19 protein-coding genes are annotated in these 19,498 nt (G+C 60.3%); 10 read left to right on the top strand and 9 right to left on the bottom strand.

Annotation, left to right across the window (positions count from 1 at the left end; translation table 11 throughout):
• Nucleotides 1-381: 381 nt before the first annotated feature.
• Nucleotides 382-1,533, top strand: coding sequence for a porin (locus RE418_RS13375; protein WP_025303743.1), 1,152 nt, complete (start codon nucleotides 382-384; stop codon nucleotides 1,531-1,533).
• Between the two features lie 58 nt (nucleotides 1,534-1,591).
• Here RE418_RS13375 and mltB read toward each other — a convergent pair whose 3' ends face one another.
• Nucleotides 1,592-2,680 carry a lytic murein transglycosylase B gene (mltB, locus tag RE418_RS13370; RefSeq protein WP_049294902.1) on the bottom strand — a complete coding sequence of 363 codons (1,089 nt, stop codon included), beginning with the start codon at nucleotides 2,678-2,680 and terminating at the stop codon, nucleotides 1,592-1,594.
• A gap of 283 nt (nucleotides 2,681-2,963) precedes the next feature.
• Between mltB and RE418_RS13365 the strand changes: the two genes are divergently transcribed.
• From RE418_RS13365 to ypdK, 3 genes are all read left to right on the top strand, one after another.
• Nucleotides 2,964-3,416 (top strand): DUF805 domain-containing protein, encoded by a 453-nt coding sequence (locus tag RE418_RS13365; protein ID WP_089181171.1) that lies wholly within the window; start codon nucleotides 2,964-2,966, stop codon nucleotides 3,414-3,416.
• Between the two features lie 83 nt (nucleotides 3,417-3,499).
• A complete protein-coding gene (locus RE418_RS13360; RefSeq protein ID WP_025303746.1) occupies nucleotides 3,500-3,937 on the top strand; it encodes an antitoxin HicB in 438 nt (145 codons plus the stop codon).
• Between the two features lie 558 nt (nucleotides 3,938-4,495).
• The gene (gene ypdK, locus RE418_RS13355) at nucleotides 4,496-4,570 is read left to right on the top strand and encodes a membrane protein YpdK (protein WP_099782600.1); all 75 of its coding nucleotides are present in this window, start codon (nucleotides 4,496-4,498) and stop codon (nucleotides 4,568-4,570) included.
• Nucleotides 4,571-4,636: 66 nt separating this feature from the next.
• Here the strand turns inward: ypdK and RE418_RS13350 are convergent, their stop codons facing one another.
• The 3 genes from RE418_RS13350 to RE418_RS13340 all read right to left on the bottom strand — a co-directional run bounded on the left by RE418_RS13350 (nucleotide 4,637) and on the right by RE418_RS13340 (nucleotide 7,160).
• Nucleotides 4,637-5,161 (bottom strand): cytochrome b, encoded by a 525-nt coding sequence (locus tag RE418_RS13350; protein WP_089181172.1) that lies wholly within the window; start codon nucleotides 5,159-5,161, stop codon nucleotides 4,637-4,639.
• Between the two features lie 110 nt (nucleotides 5,162-5,271).
• On the bottom strand, nucleotides 5,272-6,501 hold the full coding sequence (alaC, locus tag RE418_RS13345; protein ID WP_016926818.1) for an alanine transaminase: 1,230 nt from the start codon (nucleotides 6,499-6,501) through the stop codon (nucleotides 5,272-5,274).
• 119 nt (nucleotides 6,502-6,620) lie between these two features.
• On the bottom strand, nucleotides 6,621-7,160 hold the full coding sequence (locus tag RE418_RS13340; protein WP_049207371.1) for a GNAT family N-acetyltransferase: 540 nt from the start codon (nucleotides 7,158-7,160) through the stop codon (nucleotides 6,621-6,623).
• Between the two features lie 168 nt (nucleotides 7,161-7,328).
• Between RE418_RS13340 and RE418_RS13335 the strand changes: the two genes are divergently transcribed.
• The 3 genes from RE418_RS13335 to RE418_RS13325 all read left to right on the top strand — a co-directional run bounded on the left by RE418_RS13335 (nucleotide 7,329) and on the right by RE418_RS13325 (nucleotide 11,095).
• Nucleotides 7,329-8,573 (top strand): DUF1479 domain-containing protein, encoded by a 1,245-nt coding sequence (locus RE418_RS13335; RefSeq protein ID WP_089181173.1) that lies wholly within the window; start codon nucleotides 7,329-7,331, stop codon nucleotides 8,571-8,573.
• 99 nt (nucleotides 8,574-8,672) lie between these two features.
• On the top strand, nucleotides 8,673-10,364 hold the full coding sequence (locus RE418_RS13330; RefSeq protein ID WP_399676283.1) for a LytS/YhcK type 5TM receptor domain-containing protein: 1,692 nt from the start codon (nucleotides 8,673-8,675) through the stop codon (nucleotides 10,362-10,364).
• Nucleotides 10,361-11,095, top strand: coding sequence for a LytTR family DNA-binding domain-containing protein (locus RE418_RS13325; RefSeq protein ID WP_025303751.1), 735 nt, complete (start codon nucleotides 10,361-10,363; stop codon nucleotides 11,093-11,095). The genes RE418_RS13330 and RE418_RS13325 overlap by 4 nt, the downstream gene beginning before the upstream one ends.
• 4 nt (nucleotides 11,096-11,099) lie before the next feature.
• Here the strand turns inward: RE418_RS13325 and RE418_RS13320 are convergent, their stop codons facing one another.
• Nucleotides 11,100-11,432 carry a DUF2502 domain-containing protein gene (locus tag RE418_RS13320; RefSeq protein ID WP_025303752.1) on the bottom strand — a complete coding sequence of 111 codons (333 nt, stop codon included), beginning with the start codon at nucleotides 11,430-11,432 and terminating at the stop codon, nucleotides 11,100-11,102.
• A 397-nt stretch (nucleotides 11,433-11,829) separates the two neighbouring features.
• Here RE418_RS13320 and RE418_RS13315 point away from each other — a divergent pair, with 397 nt between their 5' ends.
• A complete protein-coding gene (locus RE418_RS13315; RefSeq protein ID WP_342122429.1) occupies nucleotides 11,830-13,059 on the top strand; it encodes an OFA family MFS transporter in 1,230 nt (409 codons plus the stop codon).
• A 70-nt stretch (nucleotides 13,060-13,129) separates the two neighbouring features.
• Here RE418_RS13315 and glk read toward each other — a convergent pair whose 3' ends face one another.
• Entirely contained in the window at nucleotides 13,130-14,092 is a 963-nt protein-coding gene (glk, locus tag RE418_RS13310) for a glucokinase (protein WP_060447972.1), read from the bottom strand.
• A gap of 310 nt (nucleotides 14,093-14,402) precedes the next feature.
• Here glk and RE418_RS13305 point away from each other — a divergent pair, with 310 nt between their 5' ends.
• Nucleotides 14,403-15,650 carry an ion channel protein gene (locus RE418_RS13305; protein ID WP_342094133.1) on the top strand — a complete coding sequence of 416 codons (1,248 nt, stop codon included), beginning with the start codon at nucleotides 14,403-14,405 and terminating at the stop codon, nucleotides 15,648-15,650.
• On the opposite strand, the gene RE418_RS13300 is transcribed toward RE418_RS13305, so the two are convergent.
• Together RE418_RS13300 and RE418_RS13295 are read right to left on the bottom strand one after the other, a co-directional pair.
• Nucleotides 15,647-16,339, bottom strand: a complete 693-nt coding sequence (locus RE418_RS13300; protein ID WP_025303756.1) for an aspartate/glutamate racemase family protein — start codon at nucleotides 16,337-16,339, stop codon at nucleotides 15,647-15,649. The genes RE418_RS13305 and RE418_RS13300 overlap by 4 nt on opposite strands.
• Before the next feature lie 66 nt (nucleotides 16,340-16,405).
• Nucleotides 16,406-16,858, bottom strand: a complete 453-nt coding sequence (locus RE418_RS13295; RefSeq protein ID WP_025303757.1) for a multidrug/biocide efflux PACE transporter — start codon at nucleotides 16,856-16,858, stop codon at nucleotides 16,406-16,408.
• Nucleotides 16,859-16,954: 96 nt separating this feature from the next.
• Between RE418_RS13295 and RE418_RS13290 the strand changes: the two genes are divergently transcribed.
• Nucleotides 16,955-17,824, top strand: a complete 870-nt coding sequence (locus RE418_RS13290; RefSeq protein ID WP_025303758.1) for a LysR family transcriptional regulator — start codon at nucleotides 16,955-16,957, stop codon at nucleotides 17,822-17,824.
• Here RE418_RS13290 and RE418_RS13285 read toward each other — a convergent pair.
• Complete coding sequence (locus RE418_RS13285) at nucleotides 17,821-19,482, bottom strand: thiamine pyrophosphate-binding protein (protein ID WP_342094132.1); 1,662 nt, start codon at nucleotides 19,480-19,482, stop codon at nucleotides 17,821-17,823. The genes RE418_RS13290 and RE418_RS13285 overlap by 4 nt on opposite strands.
• Nucleotides 19,483-19,498 lie beyond the last annotated feature (16 nt).

The following is a 19,498-nucleotide window of genomic DNA, read 5'->3' as shown; positions in this document are numbered from 1 at the left end:
GCTTATTCCTGCCGACCGATTACGCAGAAGAAGGCAAACGTTAATACGGCGGTGACAGGCTGAAATTAATTATCTCTTGCACGACTAAAATTACAGTCTGACGCCGATGACTGACAAATGAAAAATATAAACCTTGGCGTTAGATGAATTCATCCGAATCGAGAGACATAAATAATGGCGCTTTTCACCGCACGAAATGGTCAAAAACCGGCCAATAATTAGCAAGAAAAGTAATTATTTATCCCACCTTTTATGTTACAAATGCCGCCCGCCGCTAAAACACCAAAAAAACCGTCAAAATGCGTGAAAACGCAGCGTTCTGCGCAAAACATCGGCATGGCGGCGCTGATGGGGCGGTCATACATAAAACAGGGATAACACATGGCAATGAAATTGCGCGTAGTGACTCAAGCGGTGGCGCTGGGTCTGGCGATCGGCAGCGCGTCGTTCGCCGCTCAGGCAGAAATCACTCTGCTGAAGCAAGATCCACAGGCCGGCGATCCGCTCAGCCGCCTGAACTTTACCGTTGGCGGCAGCATCCGTCCGCAGTTCAACAACATGACGGGCGACGGTGACAAGGGCTCGTATAAGCGTAACGGCTTCGATGGCGGCACCCGTTTCCGTTTCGCAGCGGACTACTACCTGTTCGACGATATCAGCTGGATCAGCTACTACGAGCTGGGTGTGAACATTCCGGCGCTGTTTGACTGGGATCACCACTATGCCGACGGCGCGAGAAACACCAGCCGCCGTATGCTGTATACCGGCCTGAAAAGCAACACCTGGGGCCAGATGACCTTCGGTCAGCAAAACAGCGTTTACTATGACGTGGTTGGCGCCAAGACCGATATCTGGGACTACGACATGCTGGCCCAGGCACCGGGCAACGGCATCAACGGCGACTACGACGGCTCTTACCGTTCACGCAAAATGCTGAAGTACAAGAACCGCTTCGGCGATGCGGACGTTTACGCCTCGTACCTGTTCAGCGACAGCGACTACCTGCCGGGCAACGGCCTGCGTTATAAGCGCAAAGGCGGCGGCTCACTGGGTGTGGATTACCACATTACACAGGATCTGACCTGGGGTACCGCCTGGAACTACACCCGCGCCGAAATGCGCAACCCGTCCACCAGCGGCAGCAAGAGTTATGACCAGAACATTTTCGGTACCGCCATCAGCTGGAAACCGGACAACTGGACGCTCACCTTCGGCGGCGGTTACTACAACGACTTCCTGACCACCAAGAAAGCCGACGTCAACAATTACTTCGCCGGCGATGCGTGGGGTATCGAATACCTGGCCGGTTATACCGTGCCGGTGGGCCAGTACGCGGTGAAATCGGTGATGCCGTACTTCATGGGCGACCGCCTGGAATACATCAGCGGCCGCAACTACCAGCGCATCGACAACGGCCTCGGGGTTACCGTACAGTTTGACTACGGTTTCCGCGTTGACGTAGAGCACGTGCTGACATCGAGCACCGACAACCTCGGCGATATGACCGTGGTCCGTCTGCGCTACGATTTCTGATTGCTCAGAACGTAAAAAAGGCCGCGCAAGCGGCCTTTTTCGTTGTTTGAAGCAGCGGTCAGAAGCCGCCGCGCGCCGAGCGCCCTACCGCTTCGCCCAGTTGCCATACCGCCATGGCGTAATGGGTGCTGTGGTTATAGCGGGTGATAGTGTAGAAGTTCGGCAGACCGTACCAATACTGGTAGCCGGTGCCGACGTCCAGCCGCAGCAGGCTGGCCTCTTGGTTATCCCCGAGTGAACCCTGCGGGCTCAGGCCGGCTTCAGCCAGTGCGGCGACCGAGTAGCGGGTCTTGAAGCCGTTTTCCAACCCCGGCGCCTGGCCGTTGGCCTGAATGGCGACCGGCTCGCCCTTGGACCAGCCGTGCGCCTTGAAGTAATTGGCCACGCTGCCGATGGCATCGACCGGATCCCACAGGTTGATATGCCCATCGTTGTTGAAGTCAACCGCGTAGCTTTTGAAGGAAGAAGGCATGAACTGCCCATAGCCCATCGCGCCGGCGAAGGAGCCGCGCAGCTCGAGCGGATCGTCACCTTCAGTGCGCGACATCAGCAGGAAGGTTTCCAGCTCACCGGCGAAGTAATCGGCGCGGCGCGGGTAGTTGAAGGCCAGCGTCGCCAGCGCGTCGATAATGCGGGTTTTACCCATTACGCGGCCCCAGCGGGTCTCCACGCCAATAATCCCCACGATGATCTCCGGCGGCACGCCGTACACCTGCCAGGCGCGCTGCAGCGCATCCTGATATTGATTCCAGAACACCACGCCGTTTTGCACGTTATCCGGGGTGATGAACTTGTTGCGGTAGCGCAGCCAGGAACCGTTCGGCCCGGTTGGCCCCTGAGTAGACGGCGTCGGCGCCTGTCTGTCCATCAGCCGCAGCACCGAGTCCAATCGCCGAGCCTGCGCCAGCACGTCGTGCAGCTGCTGCCGGTCAAACCCGTGTTCCTGCACCATCTTATCGATAAAGCGCGCGGTATTCGGGTTATTGGCGAAATCCCCTCCCAGCGGCGCGCCGCTGTGCGCCGGGCTCAGCAAAAAGCCGCCCTTTACCGGGGTGCTCTGCGGCGTAGCGGTGGTACTGGGTTTCGGCGTGCTGCTACAGGCAGCAAGCAAGGTAATCAGCGGTAAAAGCGCAACCAGGTGACGCATCGGATATCCATAGCCATGCAAGAGATAAGTGGGAGTTATGTTAATGCATTGTTCAACGCGAACAAACAGGATTATGCCGCCAATGACCGCGTCAGGTAGCCAAACGTGCCAAATTGTGACGTTTTGCTCGGTGAAAGGACGCCCTGTGCGGCCGCGTGGAATCTCAACCGCGACTAAATGAGAAAAATTATCACCTTGACGCCCCCGTTTACCCCGCTAGAATGCCCGGCTGCTTGCCATCCGGCCTCCGCCGGGCGGCCAATGATGACGACAACGGACTGTGATGGAATCTCTCGGACAACTCACCAAAGACCTTTACCGCGGGCGCATCTCGCGCAAACCCTTTGTTTTCTCGCTGGCGATCTTCGCTGTTGGCATCGTGCTGCTGTTGTTTCTGTCGACCTATCTGGATAAAAACCATTTTCGCGCCCATGCGCACGGCGACACCGAGGAATTCGTCTCGGTGCTGCTGTATCTGCTGTGCATCATGGTGTGGGCGCTGTTCTGTTTTGGCCTGGTGGCGTGGTTTATGGCCAAAACCGCGTTTCGCCTTAATGATATCGGCCTGCCCGGTTGGGTGCTGGCCGTCACATGCTACGTTTGCTCGGTGCTCAACAACTACTCCCCCGGCCCGGTGGCGCGCTGGCTGCCGCTGTTCAGTCTGGCCGTCATGATCTGCGCCCTACTGTTGCCGCCCGACGGGCTGCGTCGCAAGCCGCGTGAACATGCCGATTGAGCGCCATTCCGCTCAAGGCTATGGCTATCCGCCGGCCGCGCCGTCACAATAGCGCCTCATTCAGGTTTCAATCAGGGATTGCCATGTACAGCCACTACCCCGCCCATTACACCTTCGATAGCGACAGCGACGCCTGGCAGATCGGTTTCCACGACTTCCCCGAGTGGCAATCTGCCTGCTATAAACGCGAAGACATCGAGCTGGAAGCGCAGGAAAGCCTGCTGGCCGCCATCGCCGCCGCGATGGATGAAGGTCTGCCTCTGCCCGCCCCTTCTCCTGCGCAAACCGATGACTTGAAAGTACACCTGCCGGCGCTGGTGGCGCTGAAGATCGAACTGCACAATGCCATGCTACGCAAAAACACCGGCAAAGCGGCGCTGGCGCGCAAGCTGGGATTCAACGGCGGGCAAATGGAGCGGTTGCTGGATATCGGCTACGCCTCGAAGGTTGAAGCGCTGGAGCAGGCGTTGTATCTGCTGGGCTACGAAGTGCGCGTGACGATAAGCGAAGTTTGCCAATGAGTTAGCGCTAAGTTAGCGAAATATTCGTCAACAGGACTAAATTTTCCCCGTTTTGCGCCGATATGATGGCTACCTAATCACTTATCGCAACAACGAAGGCTAAAAATGGAGTGGAGTCGCCGTCATATTTGGGCCGTTATTCTGCTGTCTTGTCTCGTTTTTTGGGTCATTTTGGCGACCGGCATCAACGCCGCCGCCTGAGCGCCCGCCGCTGCATTGCTTCATCCCCTATTTAACAGCCCGCCACGGCGGGCTAGTTCCTGTCGCCCGCCCATAAAAAGCGTTATAAAACAGCGCGCCCTGTTCAAAAAACAGCCGAAAATTGTGATCAAAAACACAGTATTGAAATCAGACCAGTATTGAGAGTACATTAGCGCCGATCCTGTCGCGGTTCGGATTTTACCTCACGGAGCATGAGGCGCGACAACCGGACAGCCCGCGCTCGAGGACGTTGTTCTTTCGCTTGGAAGAATCCGCCCGACAAGCAGGCTGCCCATAAAATACTCAGCACAACAATCGGGATCATTGCTGGCGAGGACTCCAGACAGGAGTTGTTCAGTGAAATATTTTTTGATGGGCGTGTCATTCATGCTGGTTGCCTGGGTTGGCACCTTCATGTTGATGGTTGCCTGACGGTAGCCAGACCAGGAACACAGCCAAAGGGACGCGCAAGCGTCCCTTTGTCGTTTCTATTAACGATCATTTGCCCGGCATCATGCGGCGCAAGGTGTCGTCCTTACGCAGGTAGTGATGAAACAGCGCCGCCAACGCATGTGCGCCAATGATAAAGTAGCCGATATTCGCCAGCGTCTCATGAACCGTTTTGACCAGCCTGCGCATCACCGGATCCGGCGTCACCCACTGCGGCATCGGCCAGCCCAGCAAAGACCACGATTTCCCGCCGTAGGCCAGGGTTAACATGCCCAGCAACGGCAACATCAGGAAGACCACGTACAGCAGCCAATGGAAGATCTTGGCGCCCACTTCCTGCCATTCCTCCAGCGGCGGCGTGGTCGGCGGCGCAGCGTGGAAAGCGCGCATGGCCAACCGAATCAGCATCAGGGCAAAAACCGATACCCCAAAATTAAAGTGCAGAGTTTTGACCAGCGGCGCCCACGCCTCCGGCACTGAATCCTTCAGCAACATCGCCGCATAGGTGAGGATCACCATCAGCAAAGTTAGCCAATGTAAAACGATTTGCGATCGCGCGTAGCGGTTGCTCATACACTCTATCCAAAAAATAAAATTCAGCGTAGTTGAGCATAATGGGGAAATAATGAAGAAAACCTTGGGACGGAAAAAATAAGGCCGGGCGAACGCCCGGCCTGACAGGATTATTTGGCGCTGCCGGCTTTGCCCGGCTTCAGCAGCCCGTCCGCGCGGAACATCGCCTTGATACCGCGCACCGCCTGGCGGATTCGGTCCTGGTTCTCGATCAGCGCGAAACGCACGTGGGTATCGCCGTAGTCGCCGAAGCCGATGCCCGGCGAGACGCAGACCTTGGCTTCCGCCAGCAGGCGTTTGGCAAATTCCAGCGAACCGAGGTGGGCATAAGGCTCGGGAATTTTCGCCCACACGTACATCGACGCCTTCGGGTTTTCCACCATCCAGCCCGCCTCATGCAGCCCCTTCACCAACACGTTGCGGCGCTGCCGATACTGCTCGGCGATATCGCGCACGCACTGCTGATCGCCTTCCAGCGCGGCGATGGCCGCCACCTGCAGCGGCGTAAAGGTCCCGTAGTCGTGATAGCTCTTGATGCGCGCCAGCGCGCTGACCAGTTCGGGATTGCCGACCATGAACCCGATGCGCCAGCCGGCCATGTTATAGCTTTTCGACAGGGTGAAGAACTCCACCGCGATGTCTTTCGCCCCCGGCACCTGCATGATCGACGGCGCTTTCCAGCCGTCATAAACGATATCGGCATAGGCCAGATCGTGGATCACCAGCACGTTGTACTGTTTGGCCAGCGCCACCACCCGCTCGAAGAAATCCAGCTCCACGCACTGCGCGGTCGGGTTGGACGGGAAGCCGAGGATCATCATTTTTGGGCGCGGAATGGTTTCCCGAATGGCGCGCTCCAGCTCACCGAAGAAATCCACACCGTCCACCAGCGGCACCGAGCGCACCTGGGCGCCGGCGATCACCGCGCCGTAAATGTGGATCGGGTAGCTGGGGTTCGGCACCAGTACCGTATCGCCGTGATCGAGGGTCGCCAGCATCAGGTGCGCCAGCCCCTCTTTCGAACCGATAGTGACGATGGCTTCGCTTTCCGGATCGATATCCACCTGATAACGATCGGCATACCAGCGCGAAATGGCGCGGCGTAGGCGCGGAATGCCGCGCGAGGTGGAATAACCGTGGGTGTCGTCGCGCTGGGCGACGGCGCACAGTTTTTCCACGATGTGCGGCGGCGTCGGGCCGTCGGGGTTACCCATGCTGAAGTCGATAATATCCTCGCCGCGACGGCGTGCGGCCATCTTCAGTTCGGCGGTGATGTTGAATACGTAAGGGGGAAGGCGTTCAATGCGCGTAAAACGGCGCTGTGGACTGTTATCAGCCATAGGGGATTCCTCGATAGACGTTAGCGCCCGGACCGTCCGAGCGACGCTGGCCAGCGAACTGACCGAATATCGAACATAGCGCAGCGCCGACGAGCTTGTCGATACCTGGCGCGATATTTTTATTTGCCGCCCTGAAACTCCGCCGCCAACAGCCCGAACAGCCAGTCATCGCACCACTGATCCGCCAGACGGTAGTTGTCGCGCAGCGTGCCTTCCAGCTGAAAACCGCACGACTCCAGCAGGCCACGCGAGGCGAGATTGCCCACGGTCACGGTGGCGGTCAATTTGTGAAAACCGCAGGCGTTCACCGCAAAATCCAGCACTGCCCGTAGCGACTCCTTGCCATAGCCCTTGCCCTGGCCGGAAGGCAAACTCCCGTATCCCACTTCCGCCTGCCGATACGGCGCCCAGTGCGGACGAAAGCCGGTAATGCCCACCGCCTCTCCGCTGTGCTTCTCACGCATCACCAGACACAACCACTGCTCGCCGTGTTTGTCCCAGGCCGGCAGCCGCTCTTCGAACCGAGCGCGGATCTCCGCTTCGCTGCGCGGATCGGAGATGTAACGGATCACCTCGGGATCTTGGTACAGGCGCAGAAACAGCGGCCAATCCTCGACGGTTATCGACAGTAAGTGCAGACGTTCAGTGACCAGCTTCATAAAATCTCCGAAAAACGAAAAAGAGGAACTTACGAATGAAAGATATCTCTTTATTTTCCCCGATTGGTTGCCGATAATCATTCACGTTAAAACCACAAAACCTTAACGTCTTGCCCGATTCCCTACAACTGCCCGCCGCCGTTATCCACGCGGCACCAGGAGAACACCATGGCCTCTTTAGTCATCGACGATATTCCGCAGACGATCGTTAACGTCAAGCGCCAGCTGCGCCAGGCATTGCCGAACTACCGCGACGTCTTTCTAGCGCTGGAAGAGAACATCCGCGGCCAGGTCGAACAGATCCGCCGCGAGCTGGCCGCCGGCCATAATCCGGTGCCGCAGATCGACGCAGAAGATATCCTGCAGCAGCGCGTCAGCGAGCAGCAAATAGCGCTGATCAAACAGCGCGGCGCCTGCGCCATTCGCGGCGTGTTCCCCCGCGCCAAGGCCGAAGGCTGGAACCGGGAAATCGGCGACTACCTTGAGCGCAACAACTTCGTCGAACGGTTGAAAAACGCCGCCGAAGACAACTATTTCGGCAAGTTGGCCGCCAGCAAGCCGCAGATTTACGGCATCTATTGGTCAAAACCGCAGGTTGAAGCGCGGCAGGATGCGCGCATGCATGCGGTGCAGGTGTTCCTCAACAGCCTGTGGGCCACCGAGAGCAACGGCAAACAGCATTTCGATCCGACCCGCGTCGCCACCTACGCCGATCGCACCCGCCGCCGCCCGCCGAACTCCTCGTCGCTGGGCCTGTCACCGCACGTCGACAGCGGCACCATTGAGCGCTGGCTGGACGAAAACTTCCGCTATGTATATCGCCACGTTTTCTCCGGCGACTGGCAGCAGTACGATCCCTTCGCCGCCGACGGCCGCACCGAGGTGCGCGAAATAGCCTCCCCGGCGGTCTGCTCGATGTTCCGCACCTTCCAGGGTTGGACGGCGCTGACGCCGCAGCGCACCAAGGCCGGCACGCTGAACCTGGTGCCGATCGCCAACGCCATGGCCTATGTGTTGCTGCGCGCGCTGCAGGACGACGTCGCCGACGACGATCTGTGCGATGCGGCACCGGGCCGCGCGCTGTCGATCTCGGAAAAGTGGCATCCCCTTTTATTAAGTGGGATTTCCCCCATTCCCGATCTGGAGCCGGGCGACACGGTCTTTTGGCACTGCGATGTGATCCACGCGGTGGAGAACGAGCATAACGGCGAGTTCGACAGCAACGTGATGTACATCGCTGCCGCGCCGGGCTGCGAGAAAAACGACGCCTATCTGCAGCGCCAGCTGCCGAGCTTTATCGACGGCAGAACGCCGCCAGACTTCGCCCCTGACGACTTCGAGGTGGATTTCGACGGCCGCGCCACCGTCGACCTGCTGACGCCACTGGGCAAAGCGCAGCTCGGCATGGGCTGATCCCCCGCCCGTGGCGCACGCCACGGGCCCCTTTCGCTGTGGTATACTGCCGCCATCCGTAAGCCGCAGCGAGAACCCGTCGTGCACCCTTTTTTTGAAATGCTGTTGGCGGTGTTTGATCGCGCCGCGCTGATGTTGATCTGTCTGTTTTTCCTGACCCGCACCCGGCTGTTCCGCCAACTGCTGCAAAAAGAAGACCATACGCCGCTCGAGCTCGGCATCGTCACGGCGATCTTCTCGCTGTTCGCGCTGTTCAGCACCTACTCCGGCATCAACGTCGAAGGATCGCTGGTTAACGTGCGCGTCATCGCCATCATGGCCGGCGGCATCCTGTTCGGCCCCTGGGTGGGGATCGTCACCGGCATCATCGCCGGCGTGCACCGTTATCTGATCGACATCGGCGGCATCACCTCGGTGCCTTGTCTTATCACCAGCATCATCGCCGGCATCAGCGCCGGTTACATCAACCTCAAGGTGAAGAAAGAGCAGCGCTGGCGTGCCGGCATCGTCGGCGGCATGCTGTGCGAATCCCTCACCATGCTGCTGATCGTGCTGTGGGCCAAGCCGACCGAGCTTGGGCTGGACATCGTGTCGCAGATCGCCCTGCCGATGATCCTCGGTACGGTGTGCATCGGCCTGATCGTGCTGCTGGTACAGAGCGTCGAGGATGAGAAAGAAGTGATCGCCGCGCGCCAGGCCAAACTGGCGCTGGATATCGCCCACAAGACGCTGCCCTATTTCCGCAACATCAACAGCGAATCGCTGGCCACCATCTGCGAGATCATTCGCCAGGACATCCGCGCCGACGCGGTGGCGATCACCGATACCCACCAGGTGCTGGCCTACGTCGGCGTAGGGCGTGAAGCCTACCCGATCGGCCGCGAAGGGCTGAGCCGCGTCACCCGCGAAAGCATTCGCCACGGCAAAATCATCATCAAGAACAACCTGGAAAACCCGGCCGCGCCGCAGATCCATTCGCAGCTGGTGGTACCGCTGTGGGAAAAAGGCGAAGTGACCGGCGCGCTGAAAATCTACTACTGCCACGCCCACCAGATCACCAACACACTGAAGGTGATGGCGGTCGGGCTGTCGCAGATCATCTCCACGCAGATGGAGGTTTCGCGCATCGAACACCTGCGCCAGATGGCGGATAAAGCCGAAATGCGCGCGCTGCAGAGCAAGATTAACCCGCACTTCCTGTTCAACGCGCTGAACGCCATCTCTTCCTCTATTCGCCTGAATCCGGACACCGCGCGCCAGCTGATCATTAACCTGTCGCGCTACCTGCGCTACAACCTGGAGCTGAACGACGAACTGATCGATATCCGCAAGGAGTTACATCAGATTCAGGACTATATCGCCATCGAACAGGCCCGCTTCGGCGCCAAGCTGACGGTGATCTACGACATCGACGACGATGTCTCGGTGCGCATTCCGAGCCTGCTGATCCAGCCGCTGGTGGAGAACGCCATCGTGCACGGCATCCAGCCCTGTAAGGGGAAAGGGGTGGTGGTGATCGCGGTGAAGGATCAGGGCGATCGGGTGAAAATTTCGGTGAAGGATACCGGCCACGGCATCAATCAGGAAACTATCGACCGGGTGGCGCGCAACGAAATGCCGGGCCACAATATCGGCCTGCTCAACGTACACCACCGCGTGTCGCTGCTGTACGGTGAAGGGCTGCATATCCGCCGCCTGGAGCCGGGCACCGAAATCGCGTTCTACATCAGCAAAAACGGCGGCAAGCTGCATCAGGAGCCGAGCGCGCCGCCGGTCGGGGAGGCCTCATGAAAGCCATCATCGTGGAAGACGAATTCCTCGCGCAGGAAGAACTCAGCTACCTGATCAAGAAACACAGCAATATCGATATCGTCGCCACCTTCGAGGATGGCCTCGACGTCCTCAAATACCTGCAGACTCACCAGGTCGACGCCATTTTCCTCGATATCAACATCCCGTCGCTGGACGGCGTGTTGCTGGCGCAAAACATCAGTAAATTCGCGCATCGCCCGTCGATCGTGTTCATCACCGCCTATAAAGAGCACGCGGTGGAAGCGTTCGAGATCGAAGCGTTCGACTATATCCTCAAGCCCTATCACGAGGCGCGCATCGTCACCATGCTGCAAAAACTGGAGGCGCTGCATCATCGCCCCGCCGGCGCGACGGAGCCGGCCAGCGCGCCGAGCCGCGGCAGCCATAGCATCAACCTGATCAAAGACGAGCGGATCATCGTTACCGACATCAACGACATCTATTACGCCGCCGCCGATGAAAAGGTGACGCGGGTCTATACCCGCCGGGAAGAGTTCGTGATGCCGATGAACATCACCGAGTTTTACGGCCGGCTCCCGGAAGAACATTTCTTCCGCTGCCATCGCTCTTACTGCGTTAACCTGGCGAAGATCCGCGAGATCGTCCCCTGGTTCAACAATACCTACATTCTGCGGCTGAGCGATCTCGAGTTTGAAGTGCCGGTCAGCCGCAGCAAGGTGAAAGAGTTCCGCAAGCTGATGCGCCTGTAAGCGCTTACCAGCGCGGGCCCGGACGGTAGTAATACCCCGGCGGCGGCGGTGGCGGCATGCGGTAATGCGGCCGATCTCGCCAGTCGCGCCGCGGTGGCCCGTAGTAAATCACCCGTGGCGGCGGGCCGTAATAGTACCCGCGCGGGCGTTCATACCGGTGATGATCGGCCCACCAACGCGGATCGCGCCAGCGATAGCCGTCCCAGTAGTGGCCGCGATTATCGCGATCGCCGATATGCAACGACAGGCCAGGCACGTTCACGCCGATGGACACGTCGGCCTGGCTCGCCAGCGGCAGCGCCAGCAGCGCGGCCAGTAACAACAGCGTTTTTTTCATTTCATGGACTCCTGCAGAGCGGACCTCGTCCGATCGCAGATAACATAGTCCCGCGCTCGCCGCCGCTCTATAGGCGCAATGCCGATTTACGCCTTTCAGACGCATCCTTCACAATTTCACCACAATCGTTCACCGGCGATTAACAATAAATCGTTGATATCTTTGATGTAGATCACGTGTCTCCCCCGGCATTTCACGCGCTTTTCGGCGCAAAAACGGCAACTCACGCCGCATAACATGCATTTCATTCCTTCCGTCGTGCAACTCATTCCCAATCCGCCGCCCGCCGGAGGAGCCGGCCATATAATAAGCCCATACCGCGGGAACACAGATTCACCCCGCAAATTTCAGCCAACGGCTCACGCCCGGCAACGCACACACAGGAAGGAGACCGGCCATGAACACCAAACCGGCAAATCGCAGCTTAATCGTTCTCGGCACCATCATCTGTCAGATGGGTCTGGGCACCATCTACACCTGGAGCCTGTTCAACCAGCCGCTGGTCGACAAGTTCCACTGGGGGCTGGCGGACGTCGCCACCACCTTCTCCATCACCAGCTTCTTCCTGGCCTTCGCCACGCTGTTCGCCGGCAAGCTGCAAGAACGCTTCGGCATCCGCAATCTGACGCTGTGTTCCGGCATCCTGGTCGGCCTGGGTCTCATCGCCAGCGCCCACGTCAGCTCGCTTGACATGATTTACCTGCTGGCCGGCGTGGTGGTGGGCTTTGCGGTCGGTATCGCCTACATCTCCACCCTGTCCAACCTGATTAAGTGGTTCCCCGCCAACAAAGGCCTGATTTCCGGCATCTCCGTCGGCGCCTTCGGCAGCGGTAGCCTGCTGTTCAAATACGTCAACGCCGCCCTGATCGCCGACGTCGGCGTTTCCGGTGCCTTCTTCTACTGGGGTGTCATCGTGATGGGCCTGATCGTCGTCGGCTCCCTGCTGCTGAAAGAGCCGGTGCTGGCGACCAACGCCGCACAGCCAGGCGCCAACGGTCTGGGTAACGACTACAGCGTGCGTCAGATGCTGGCCACCAAAGAAGCCTACCTGCTGTTCACCATCTTCTTCGCTGCCTGCATGAGCGGTCTGTATCTGATTGGCATCGTGAAAGACATGGGCGTTCAATTGGCCGGGATGGACTTGGCCACCGCCGCCAACACAGTGTCTGCCGTCGCCATCTTCAACACCGCCGGCCGCATCATCCTGGGTACGCTGTCCGATAAAGTGGGCCGCATGCGCGTCATCAGCTTCACCATGCTGGTTACCGTGCTGGCGATTGTCGCCCTGAGCTTCATGACCCTGAACCACACGCTGTTCTTCATCTGCGTCGGCGCGGTGGCCTTCTGCTTCGGCGGCAACATCACCGTGTTCCCGGCGATTGTCGGCGACTTCTTCGGCCTGAAAAACCACAGCAAGAACTACGGCATCATCTACCAGGGCTTCGGCCTGGGCGCGCTGGCCGGTTCGTTCGTCGCCAAATACTTCGGCGGCTTCCACGCCACCTTTATGGTGATTGGCGTCCTGTCCGCCGCTTCTCTGCTGATTACGCTGTTCATCAAAGCGCCGAAGGCGGTGGCAGCGGAAACGGTAGAAACCGCCCAAACGGCGGAGCTGGCCAAAGCCTGATACCCCACGAAAACGACAAGGGGCGCAATCTGCGGATTGCGCCCCTTTTTTTATCGTGCCGCCGCGTTGCTTACAGCTGCATGCCCAGCGTCTGGCGCAGATGCGCGCCGGCCCCCAGCAGGCCCGGTTGGCCATGGGTTATCATGAACACCGGAATGTCTCGCACATAGTCGCGGAAGCGCCCCTTGTCTTCGAAAGCGGCGCGGAAGCCCGAGGCCTTGAAGAATTCCATAAAGCGCGGCACGATGCCGCCGGCAATGTACACGCCGCCAAAGGTGCCCAGATTCAACGCCAGGTTGCCGCCGAAGCGCCCCATGATCACGCAAAACAGCGACAGCGCGCGGCGGCAATCGATGCAGCTGTCAGCCAACGCCCGCTCGGTGATGTCTTTCGGCTCCCATTTTTCCGGCAGGCGGTTGTCCGCCTTGACGATGGCGCGATACAGGTTGACCAGGCCCGGCCCGGACAGCACGCGCTCGGCGGAAACGTGCCCCACTTCACCGCGCAGCACCTCCAGAATAATGTCTTCTTCTTCGCTGTTCGGCGCGAAATCGACATGGCCGCCCTCGCCCGGCAGGCTGACCCAGCGGCGATCGACGTGCACCAGGTGGGCAACGCCCAGCCCGGTGCCGGCACCGTACACCGCGATCGGTTTGCCCGGCTGCGCATCGCCGCCGCCAAACTGCAGCACGTCGTCCGGCGAGAGCATCGGGATCGCCATCGAGACGGCGGTGAAATCGTTGATCACTTCCAGATGACTCAGCCCCAGGCTGGCCTTCATTTCTTTGATAGAGAACGCCCAGCTGTGGTTGGTCATCGCCACCCAGTCTTCCGTCACCGGGCAGGCGATCGCGATACAGGCATCCTGCACCTCGATATCGCACGCTTTCAGGTAGTGGCGGATCACCGCCTCCAGGCTGTCGAACTCCAGGCCGGAATAGGTTTTCGCCTGGGTAATTTCACCCGTCGCAACAGTGCACAACGCCAGGCGGGCATTGGTGCCGCCAACATCACCCACGAGGGCATAGGTCATTGATTTCGTCTCCGCAAAATGAAAAATAAAAAGCTGCCCACACTGTAAAATCCTGCTGCGAAAACAACAATCACCCGCCTCGGATCTGCGCCCCAATAGCGATCCGGATCACAAAAAACGTTTCAGCTTGCCTGTGATGCCGCGATTTGAAACAAATTGCGGCAAAAAACGCGCCGCCGCGACTGTTAACCGTCATCGACGCCGGGCAATATCAATGCGTGCCTGCTCGCCGATAGTCTGGCAAGCTGTGGCCACTGCCCAACCACCCGCTCTCCCTGCCCTGCATGGAGGCATCGACAAGGGATTATCCATGCTGCATCCGCGCGCCAATGCCATGTTGGCCTTTGCTTTGCCTGCGCTGATTATCGGTTCCGCCTCCAGTCTGGTGCTGCTATTGATGATGAAAGTCGCCGCTACGCTGCAGCAATGGCTGTGGGTGACGCTGCCCGACGCGCTGAGCCTGGATGCCCAGGCACCCTGGTGGCCGCTCGGCATGCTGACGCTGACCGGTGTGGCGGTCGGCCTGATCGTGCGCTATATGCCGGGCCATGCCGGGCCGGATCCGGCGACGGAATCGCTGATCGGCATGCCGCTGCCGCTCTCCGCCCTGCCGGGGCTGGGATTGGCGCTGATCGTCGGCCTGGCCGGCGGCGTCAGCCTGGGGCCGGAGAACCCGATCACCGCCATCAATATCGCGCTGGTGGCGGCGGCCGGCGCGCGCCTGCTGCCGAAGGTGCCGCGCATGGACTGGATCATCCTGGCGGCCGCGGGCACCATCGGCGCGATGTTCGGCACGCCGGTCGCCGCCGCACTGATCTTCTCGCAAACCCTGGCGGGCAATAACGAAACGCCGCTGTGGGATCGGCTGTTCGCCCCGCTGGTGGCCGCCGCCGCCGGCGCGGTCACCACCCAGATGTTCTTCGTACCCAATTTCGCCCTGCAGCTCGACGCCTACGACATAACGCGACTGTCGGACATCTTCAGCGGCGCCATCGTGGCGCTGATCGCCATCGCGCTCGGCATGGTGGCGCTGTGGTGCTTCCCACACGTTCACCGCCTGTTCCATTCGATGAAGAATCCGGTGTTGATGTTAGGACTGGGTGGCTTTGTGCTGGGCCTGCTGGCGCTGGTGGGCGGAGAGATTACCCTGTTCAAAGGGCTGGATGAAATGAAGCGCCTCGCGGCAGACGGCAACTATTCGGTGCCGGCGCTGTTGACCGTTACCCTGACCAAGCTGGCGGCGCTGGTGATCGCCGCCGCCAGCGGCTTTCGCGGCGGGCGCATCTTCCCGGCGGTGTTCGTCGGGGTGGCGCTGGGGCTGATGCTGCACCAGCACGTTCCGGCGGTGCCGGCGGCGATCACCGTCTCCTGCGCCATCATGGGGCTGGTGCTGGTGGTCACGCGCGACGGCTGGCTCAGCCTGTTCATGGCGGTGGCGGTGGTGCCGGATCTGCACCTGCTGCCCGTCTTATGCATCGTGATGCTGCCCGCCTGGCTGACGCTGGCAGGCAAACCGCTGATGCTGGTGAACCGCCGGCAACCGCCGCACGACGATTAGTCCAGCGCGAACGCGGCGGCAGCGCGGGCGTGGATCGCGGTGGTGTCGAACACCGGCACCGACGCATCCCGCTCACTCACCAACAACCCTATCTCGGTGCAGCCGAAAATAATCCCCTGCGCGCCCTGTTGCTCCAGGTCGCTGATGATCCGGCGATACTCATCGCGCGAGGCATCGCGAATGTTACCGAGGCACAGCTCGTCATAGATGATGCGGTGCACGATGTCACGATCGGCGCTGACCGGCGTCACCACATCAATGCCGTGCAATTCCTGCAGGCGGCCGCGGTAGAAGGTCTGCTCCATGGTAAAACGCGTGCCCAGCAGCCCGACGCGGCGAATGTTTTTTTCCCGCACCTGCAGCGCCGTGGCGTCGGCGATGTGAATCAGCGGCAGGCCGCTGGCCTGCTCGACCGCCTCCGCCACCTTGTGCATGGTGTTGGTGCAGATCACGATGGCTTCGGCGCCGGCGGCGCGCAAAGCCACGGCGGCCTCGGCCAGCAGCCGGCCGGCACCATCCCAATCGCCCTGATGCTGCAAGCGTTCAATTTCCTGAAAATCGACGCTGTAGAGCACGATTTTGGCCGAATGCAGCCCGCCGAGGCGCGCCTTTACCTGCTCGTTGATGGTGCGGTAATACGGAATGGTGGATTCCCAACTCATGCCGCCCAGCAGACCCAACACTTTCATCCTTCGTTCCTCAGCATTTCCGACGATCCTCTGACCTTACCTGAGAATCGCCGGGCTGACGACGCCTTATTTGACGCCGGAATTGATCGGCTGGCGCGCTTCGAACCAGCGCTGGCGCAGCGTGTCGTACAGCCAGTTATAGGCCATGGTGTACGGCAGGAAGAACAGGAAGAAACCGATTTCCAGCATAAACGCCTGCGCCCAGGAGATACTCAGCATCCAGGCGGCGATCGGCACGCCGATCAGGATAAAACCGGCTTCAAAGCCGACGGCGTGCAGCGCGCGCACCTTCAGGTTACGCACCACCCGGCTGGCCGGCCACAGGCGGTCGAACACCGTGTTGTAAACCATGTTCCACAGCATCGCGACGGTGGAGAGCATCACCGCCAACGCACCGACCTGCACCATTGAGCGGTTCAGCAGCCACGCGCCCAGCGGGGCGCAAACCATCACGGCGATGGCCTCGAAACCGACGGCGTGGACGATACGTTCAATGAGAGACTTGTTTTGCAGTTGCATACATCACCTTTTTTTCAACAGTTGTTGCGAAAGCCAGGTGATTATCATCGCTTTTTTGGGTAGATTAAAAATAGGTTCCATCGATAAAGTAGATATATGCACTATTCACCGGAAGCGTTACAGGCGTTCGTAGAAGCCGCCGCCCTCGGCTCATTTTCCGCCGCCGCGCGCAAGCTGCGTAAAAGCCAATCCACCGTCAGTACCGCCATCGCCAATCTGGAGGCCGACCTGGCATTGACGCTGTTCGATCGCAGCGCGCGCCAGCCGGTGCTCACCGCCGCCGGCCGCAAAGTGCTGGGGCACGTACAGGCGATCCTCGCGGCCAGCGAACGGCTCGATGCCCTGAGCATTCAGCTGGCGGGCGAGGTTGAACCGCGCCTGAGCATGGTGTTTTCCGATACCTACCAGCCCAAGCATCACGATCGGTTAATGCAACTGTTCGAACAGCGCTACCCGGAAATTGAGCTGGAATGGATGATCGCCGAGGAAGGCGACGTTATCGATCTGCTGCAAAGCGGCCGCGCGCATTTGGGCATGGTAGAAGTGCAAAAACGTTATCCGCCGGATATCGCCTTCTCCCGGCTGCCTGAGCAGACCGAAATGGGGCTGTTCGTCGCCCATCAGCATCCGCTGGCGCAGGTCGCCGCGCCGACGCCAGAGCAATTGTCCAGCACCCGCCAACTGATCCTCAATACCTACACCGGCGCCGAGGCGGCCAGACAGGGTGGCCTGGTCTGGTCGGCGCCCAGCTATCTGCTGTTGCTGGAGATGGCGGAACAAGGATTCGGTTGGGCGGTGTTGCCGCACTGGCTGGTGCAGCAATACGGCCACGGCAGGCTCACCCAGCTGCGGCCGCGCGGCTGGCCAAAACTGATTTCGGTGGATGCGGTATGGTCCAAACTGACCCCGCCGGGCCCGGCGGGGTTCTGGATGCTGGAGCGCCTACTGGGCGATACCCTGCCCTAAGCGGCGGCGTTGCGCGCCTGAATGGCGCGGGAGACGGTATCGAGAAGTTCCGGAATGTCCATCTTCGGCAGCATCACTTCGATGAAGGCCAGCCGTTCGTCGTCCGCTACCTCGCGCAGCGCCTGACGCAATCCGTCCGGATCGCTGACCCGCAACGCCTTCACCGGCCGCTCACCGGCCAACGCCGACGGCAGCTGCGTCCAGTTCCAGCGCGCGATATCGTTATAACGTTGCTCCGGCCCGTGGATCGCGCGTTCAACGGTATACCCCTGATTGTTCAGCACGAAGATCACCGGTTTAAGCCCGTCGCGCAGCATCGATCCCAGTTCCTGCACGGTCAACTGCGCGGCGCCGTCACCGATCAGCAATACTGCCCGGCGCTGCGGTTCGGCAGTCTGCACGCCGAACGTCGCCGGCAGGGTATAGCCGATCGATCCCCAGAGCGACTGCACGATCATCCGGCAGCCGCGCGGCAACGTCAGCGCCGCCGCGCCGAAACAGGCGGTGCCCTGATCGGCCAGCACGATATCCCCCGGCCGCAGGAAATCCTGTATCTGCCGCCAGAAGGCGTGCTGATCCAGCCCTTCCCCATCGCCTTCCGGCAGCGTCGGGCGGACGATCGGCGGCAACGGCCAACGCGACGCCAGCGACAGACTCAGGCGATGCAGCGCCTGTACCGCCTCGCGCATCGGGATGCGGCTAAAACACCGCCGCCCAACCCAGGCTTCGAACGGCTGAATATCGATGCATTTTTCCACCGGCAGATGATGCGTGAAACCGGCGGTAATGGTGTCGGTGAGACGCACCCCGACGCTGATCACCACATCGGCGTTTTCGATAAGCTGTTTCACCGCCGGATCGCTGGCGCCGCCGCAGTAGGTACCAACAAAACCGGTGCGGTTCTCATCCAGCACGCCTTTGCCAAGCAGCAGCGTAGCGTGCGGAATGTCGACCTCCTGCAGCCACTCGTCCAGCACCCCTTCGGCGCCGAAGCGATCGGCCAGGAAATCCGCCAACAATGACACCCGCCGCGCCGACAGCAGCTTTTCGCGCGCCGCGGCGATAAATGCCTGCAATGCGTTCTGCGACAGTTTGGCCTGGCGCAGCATCAGCGGCGCCGGTTTACTCGGCAGCGGCGCCTGCGCGACGTCGCTGGGCAACATCAGATAAACCGGGCGATGTTCCAGCAAGGCGACGCCGATCAGGCGGTCTATCTCCATCGCGGCGTTATCGGCGGTCAGATTGGCCTGCGCGACGGTCACCTCTTTGGCGATCCGGGCGAAGTGGGTGAAGTCGCCATCCCCCAGCGAATGATGCAACAAATCACCGGCGCGCTGGGCGCGCTGCGCCGGGGTGCCGACCACGTGGATCACCGGCAGGTATTCGGCGTAGCTGCCGGCTACCCCGTTCAACGCGCTTAGCTCGCCGACGCCAAACGTGGTGAGCAGCGCGGCCGCCGGTTTGCAGCGCGCGTAGCCATCGGCGGCGTAGGCGGCGTTCAATTCGTTGGCGCAGCCTACCCAGCTGATTTGCGGATGAGCGAGAACATGATCAAGAAATTGCAGGTTGTAATCCCCCGGCACGCCGAAGAAATGACGGATGCCGATTTGGGCCAGACGATCGAGAAGATAATCGGCCACCGTATAGGTCTGAGTCATGATCATCACCTGTCTG

The organism is Serratia sp. szju (genome assembly GCF_044594185.1).
Lineage (GTDB): Bacteria > Pseudomonadota > Gammaproteobacteria > Enterobacterales > Enterobacteriaceae > Serratia > Serratia bockelmannii.
This window is presented reverse-complemented; position numbering and strand designations above follow the sequence as displayed.

Bases quoted from the DNA above. Each gene is read 5' to 3' on its own strand.
- RE418_RS13305 (WP_342094133.1), top strand. From the start codon at position 14,403: ATGCTGCATCCGCGCGCCAATGCCATGTTGGCCTTTGCTTTGCCTGCG.
- RE418_RS13340 (WP_049207371.1), bottom strand. From the start codon at position 7,160: ATGAAGCTGGTCACTGAACGTCTGCACTTACTGTCGATAACCGTCGAG.
- alaC (WP_016926818.1), bottom strand. From the start codon at position 6,501: ATGGCTGATAACAGTCCACAGCGCCGTTTTACGCGCATTGAACGCCTT.
- RE418_RS13300 (WP_025303756.1), bottom strand. From the start codon at position 16,339: ATGAAAGTGTTGGGTCTGCTGGGCGGCATGAGTTGGGAATCCACCATT.
- RE418_RS13330 (WP_399676283.1), top strand. From the start codon at position 8,673: ATGCTGTTGGCGGTGTTTGATCGCGCCGCGCTGATGTTGATCTGTCTG.
- glk (WP_060447972.1), bottom strand. From the start codon at position 14,092: ATGACCTATGCCCTCGTGGGTGATGTTGGCGGCACCAATGCCCGCCTG.
- RE418_RS13360 (WP_025303746.1), top strand. From the start codon at position 3,500: ATGTACAGCCACTACCCCGCCCATTACACCTTCGATAGCGACAGCGAC.
- RE418_RS13315 (WP_342122429.1), top strand. From the start codon at position 11,830: ATGAACACCAAACCGGCAAATCGCAGCTTAATCGTTCTCGGCACCATC.
- RE418_RS13350 (WP_089181172.1), bottom strand. From the start codon at position 5,161: ATGAGCAACCGCTACGCGCGATCGCAAATCGTTTTACATTGGCTAACT.
- RE418_RS13325 (WP_025303751.1), top strand. From the start codon at position 10,361: ATGAAAGCCATCATCGTGGAAGACGAATTCCTCGCGCAGGAAGAACTC.
- RE418_RS13320 (WP_025303752.1), bottom strand. From the start codon at position 11,432: ATGAAAAAAACGCTGTTGTTACTGGCCGCGCTGCTGGCGCTGCCGCTG.
- RE418_RS13335 (WP_089181173.1), top strand. From the start codon at position 7,329: ATGGCCTCTTTAGTCATCGACGATATTCCGCAGACGATCGTTAACGTC.
- RE418_RS13375 (WP_025303743.1), top strand. From the start codon at position 382: ATGGCAATGAAATTGCGCGTAGTGACTCAAGCGGTGGCGCTGGGTCTG.
- RE418_RS13290 (WP_025303758.1), top strand. From the start codon at position 16,955: ATGCACTATTCACCGGAAGCGTTACAGGCGTTCGTAGAAGCCGCCGCC.
- RE418_RS13295 (WP_025303757.1), bottom strand. From the start codon at position 16,858: ATGCAACTGCAAAACAAGTCTCTCATTGAACGTATCGTCCACGCCGTC.
- mltB (WP_049294902.1), bottom strand. From the start codon at position 2,680: ATGCGTCACCTGGTTGCGCTTTTACCGCTGATTACCTTGCTTGCTGCC.
- RE418_RS13285 (WP_342094132.1), bottom strand. From the start codon at position 19,482: ATGACTCAGACCTATACGGTGGCCGATTATCTTCTCGATCGTCTGGCC.
- RE418_RS13365 (WP_089181171.1), top strand. From the start codon at position 2,964: ATGGAATCTCTCGGACAACTCACCAAAGACCTTTACCGCGGGCGCATC.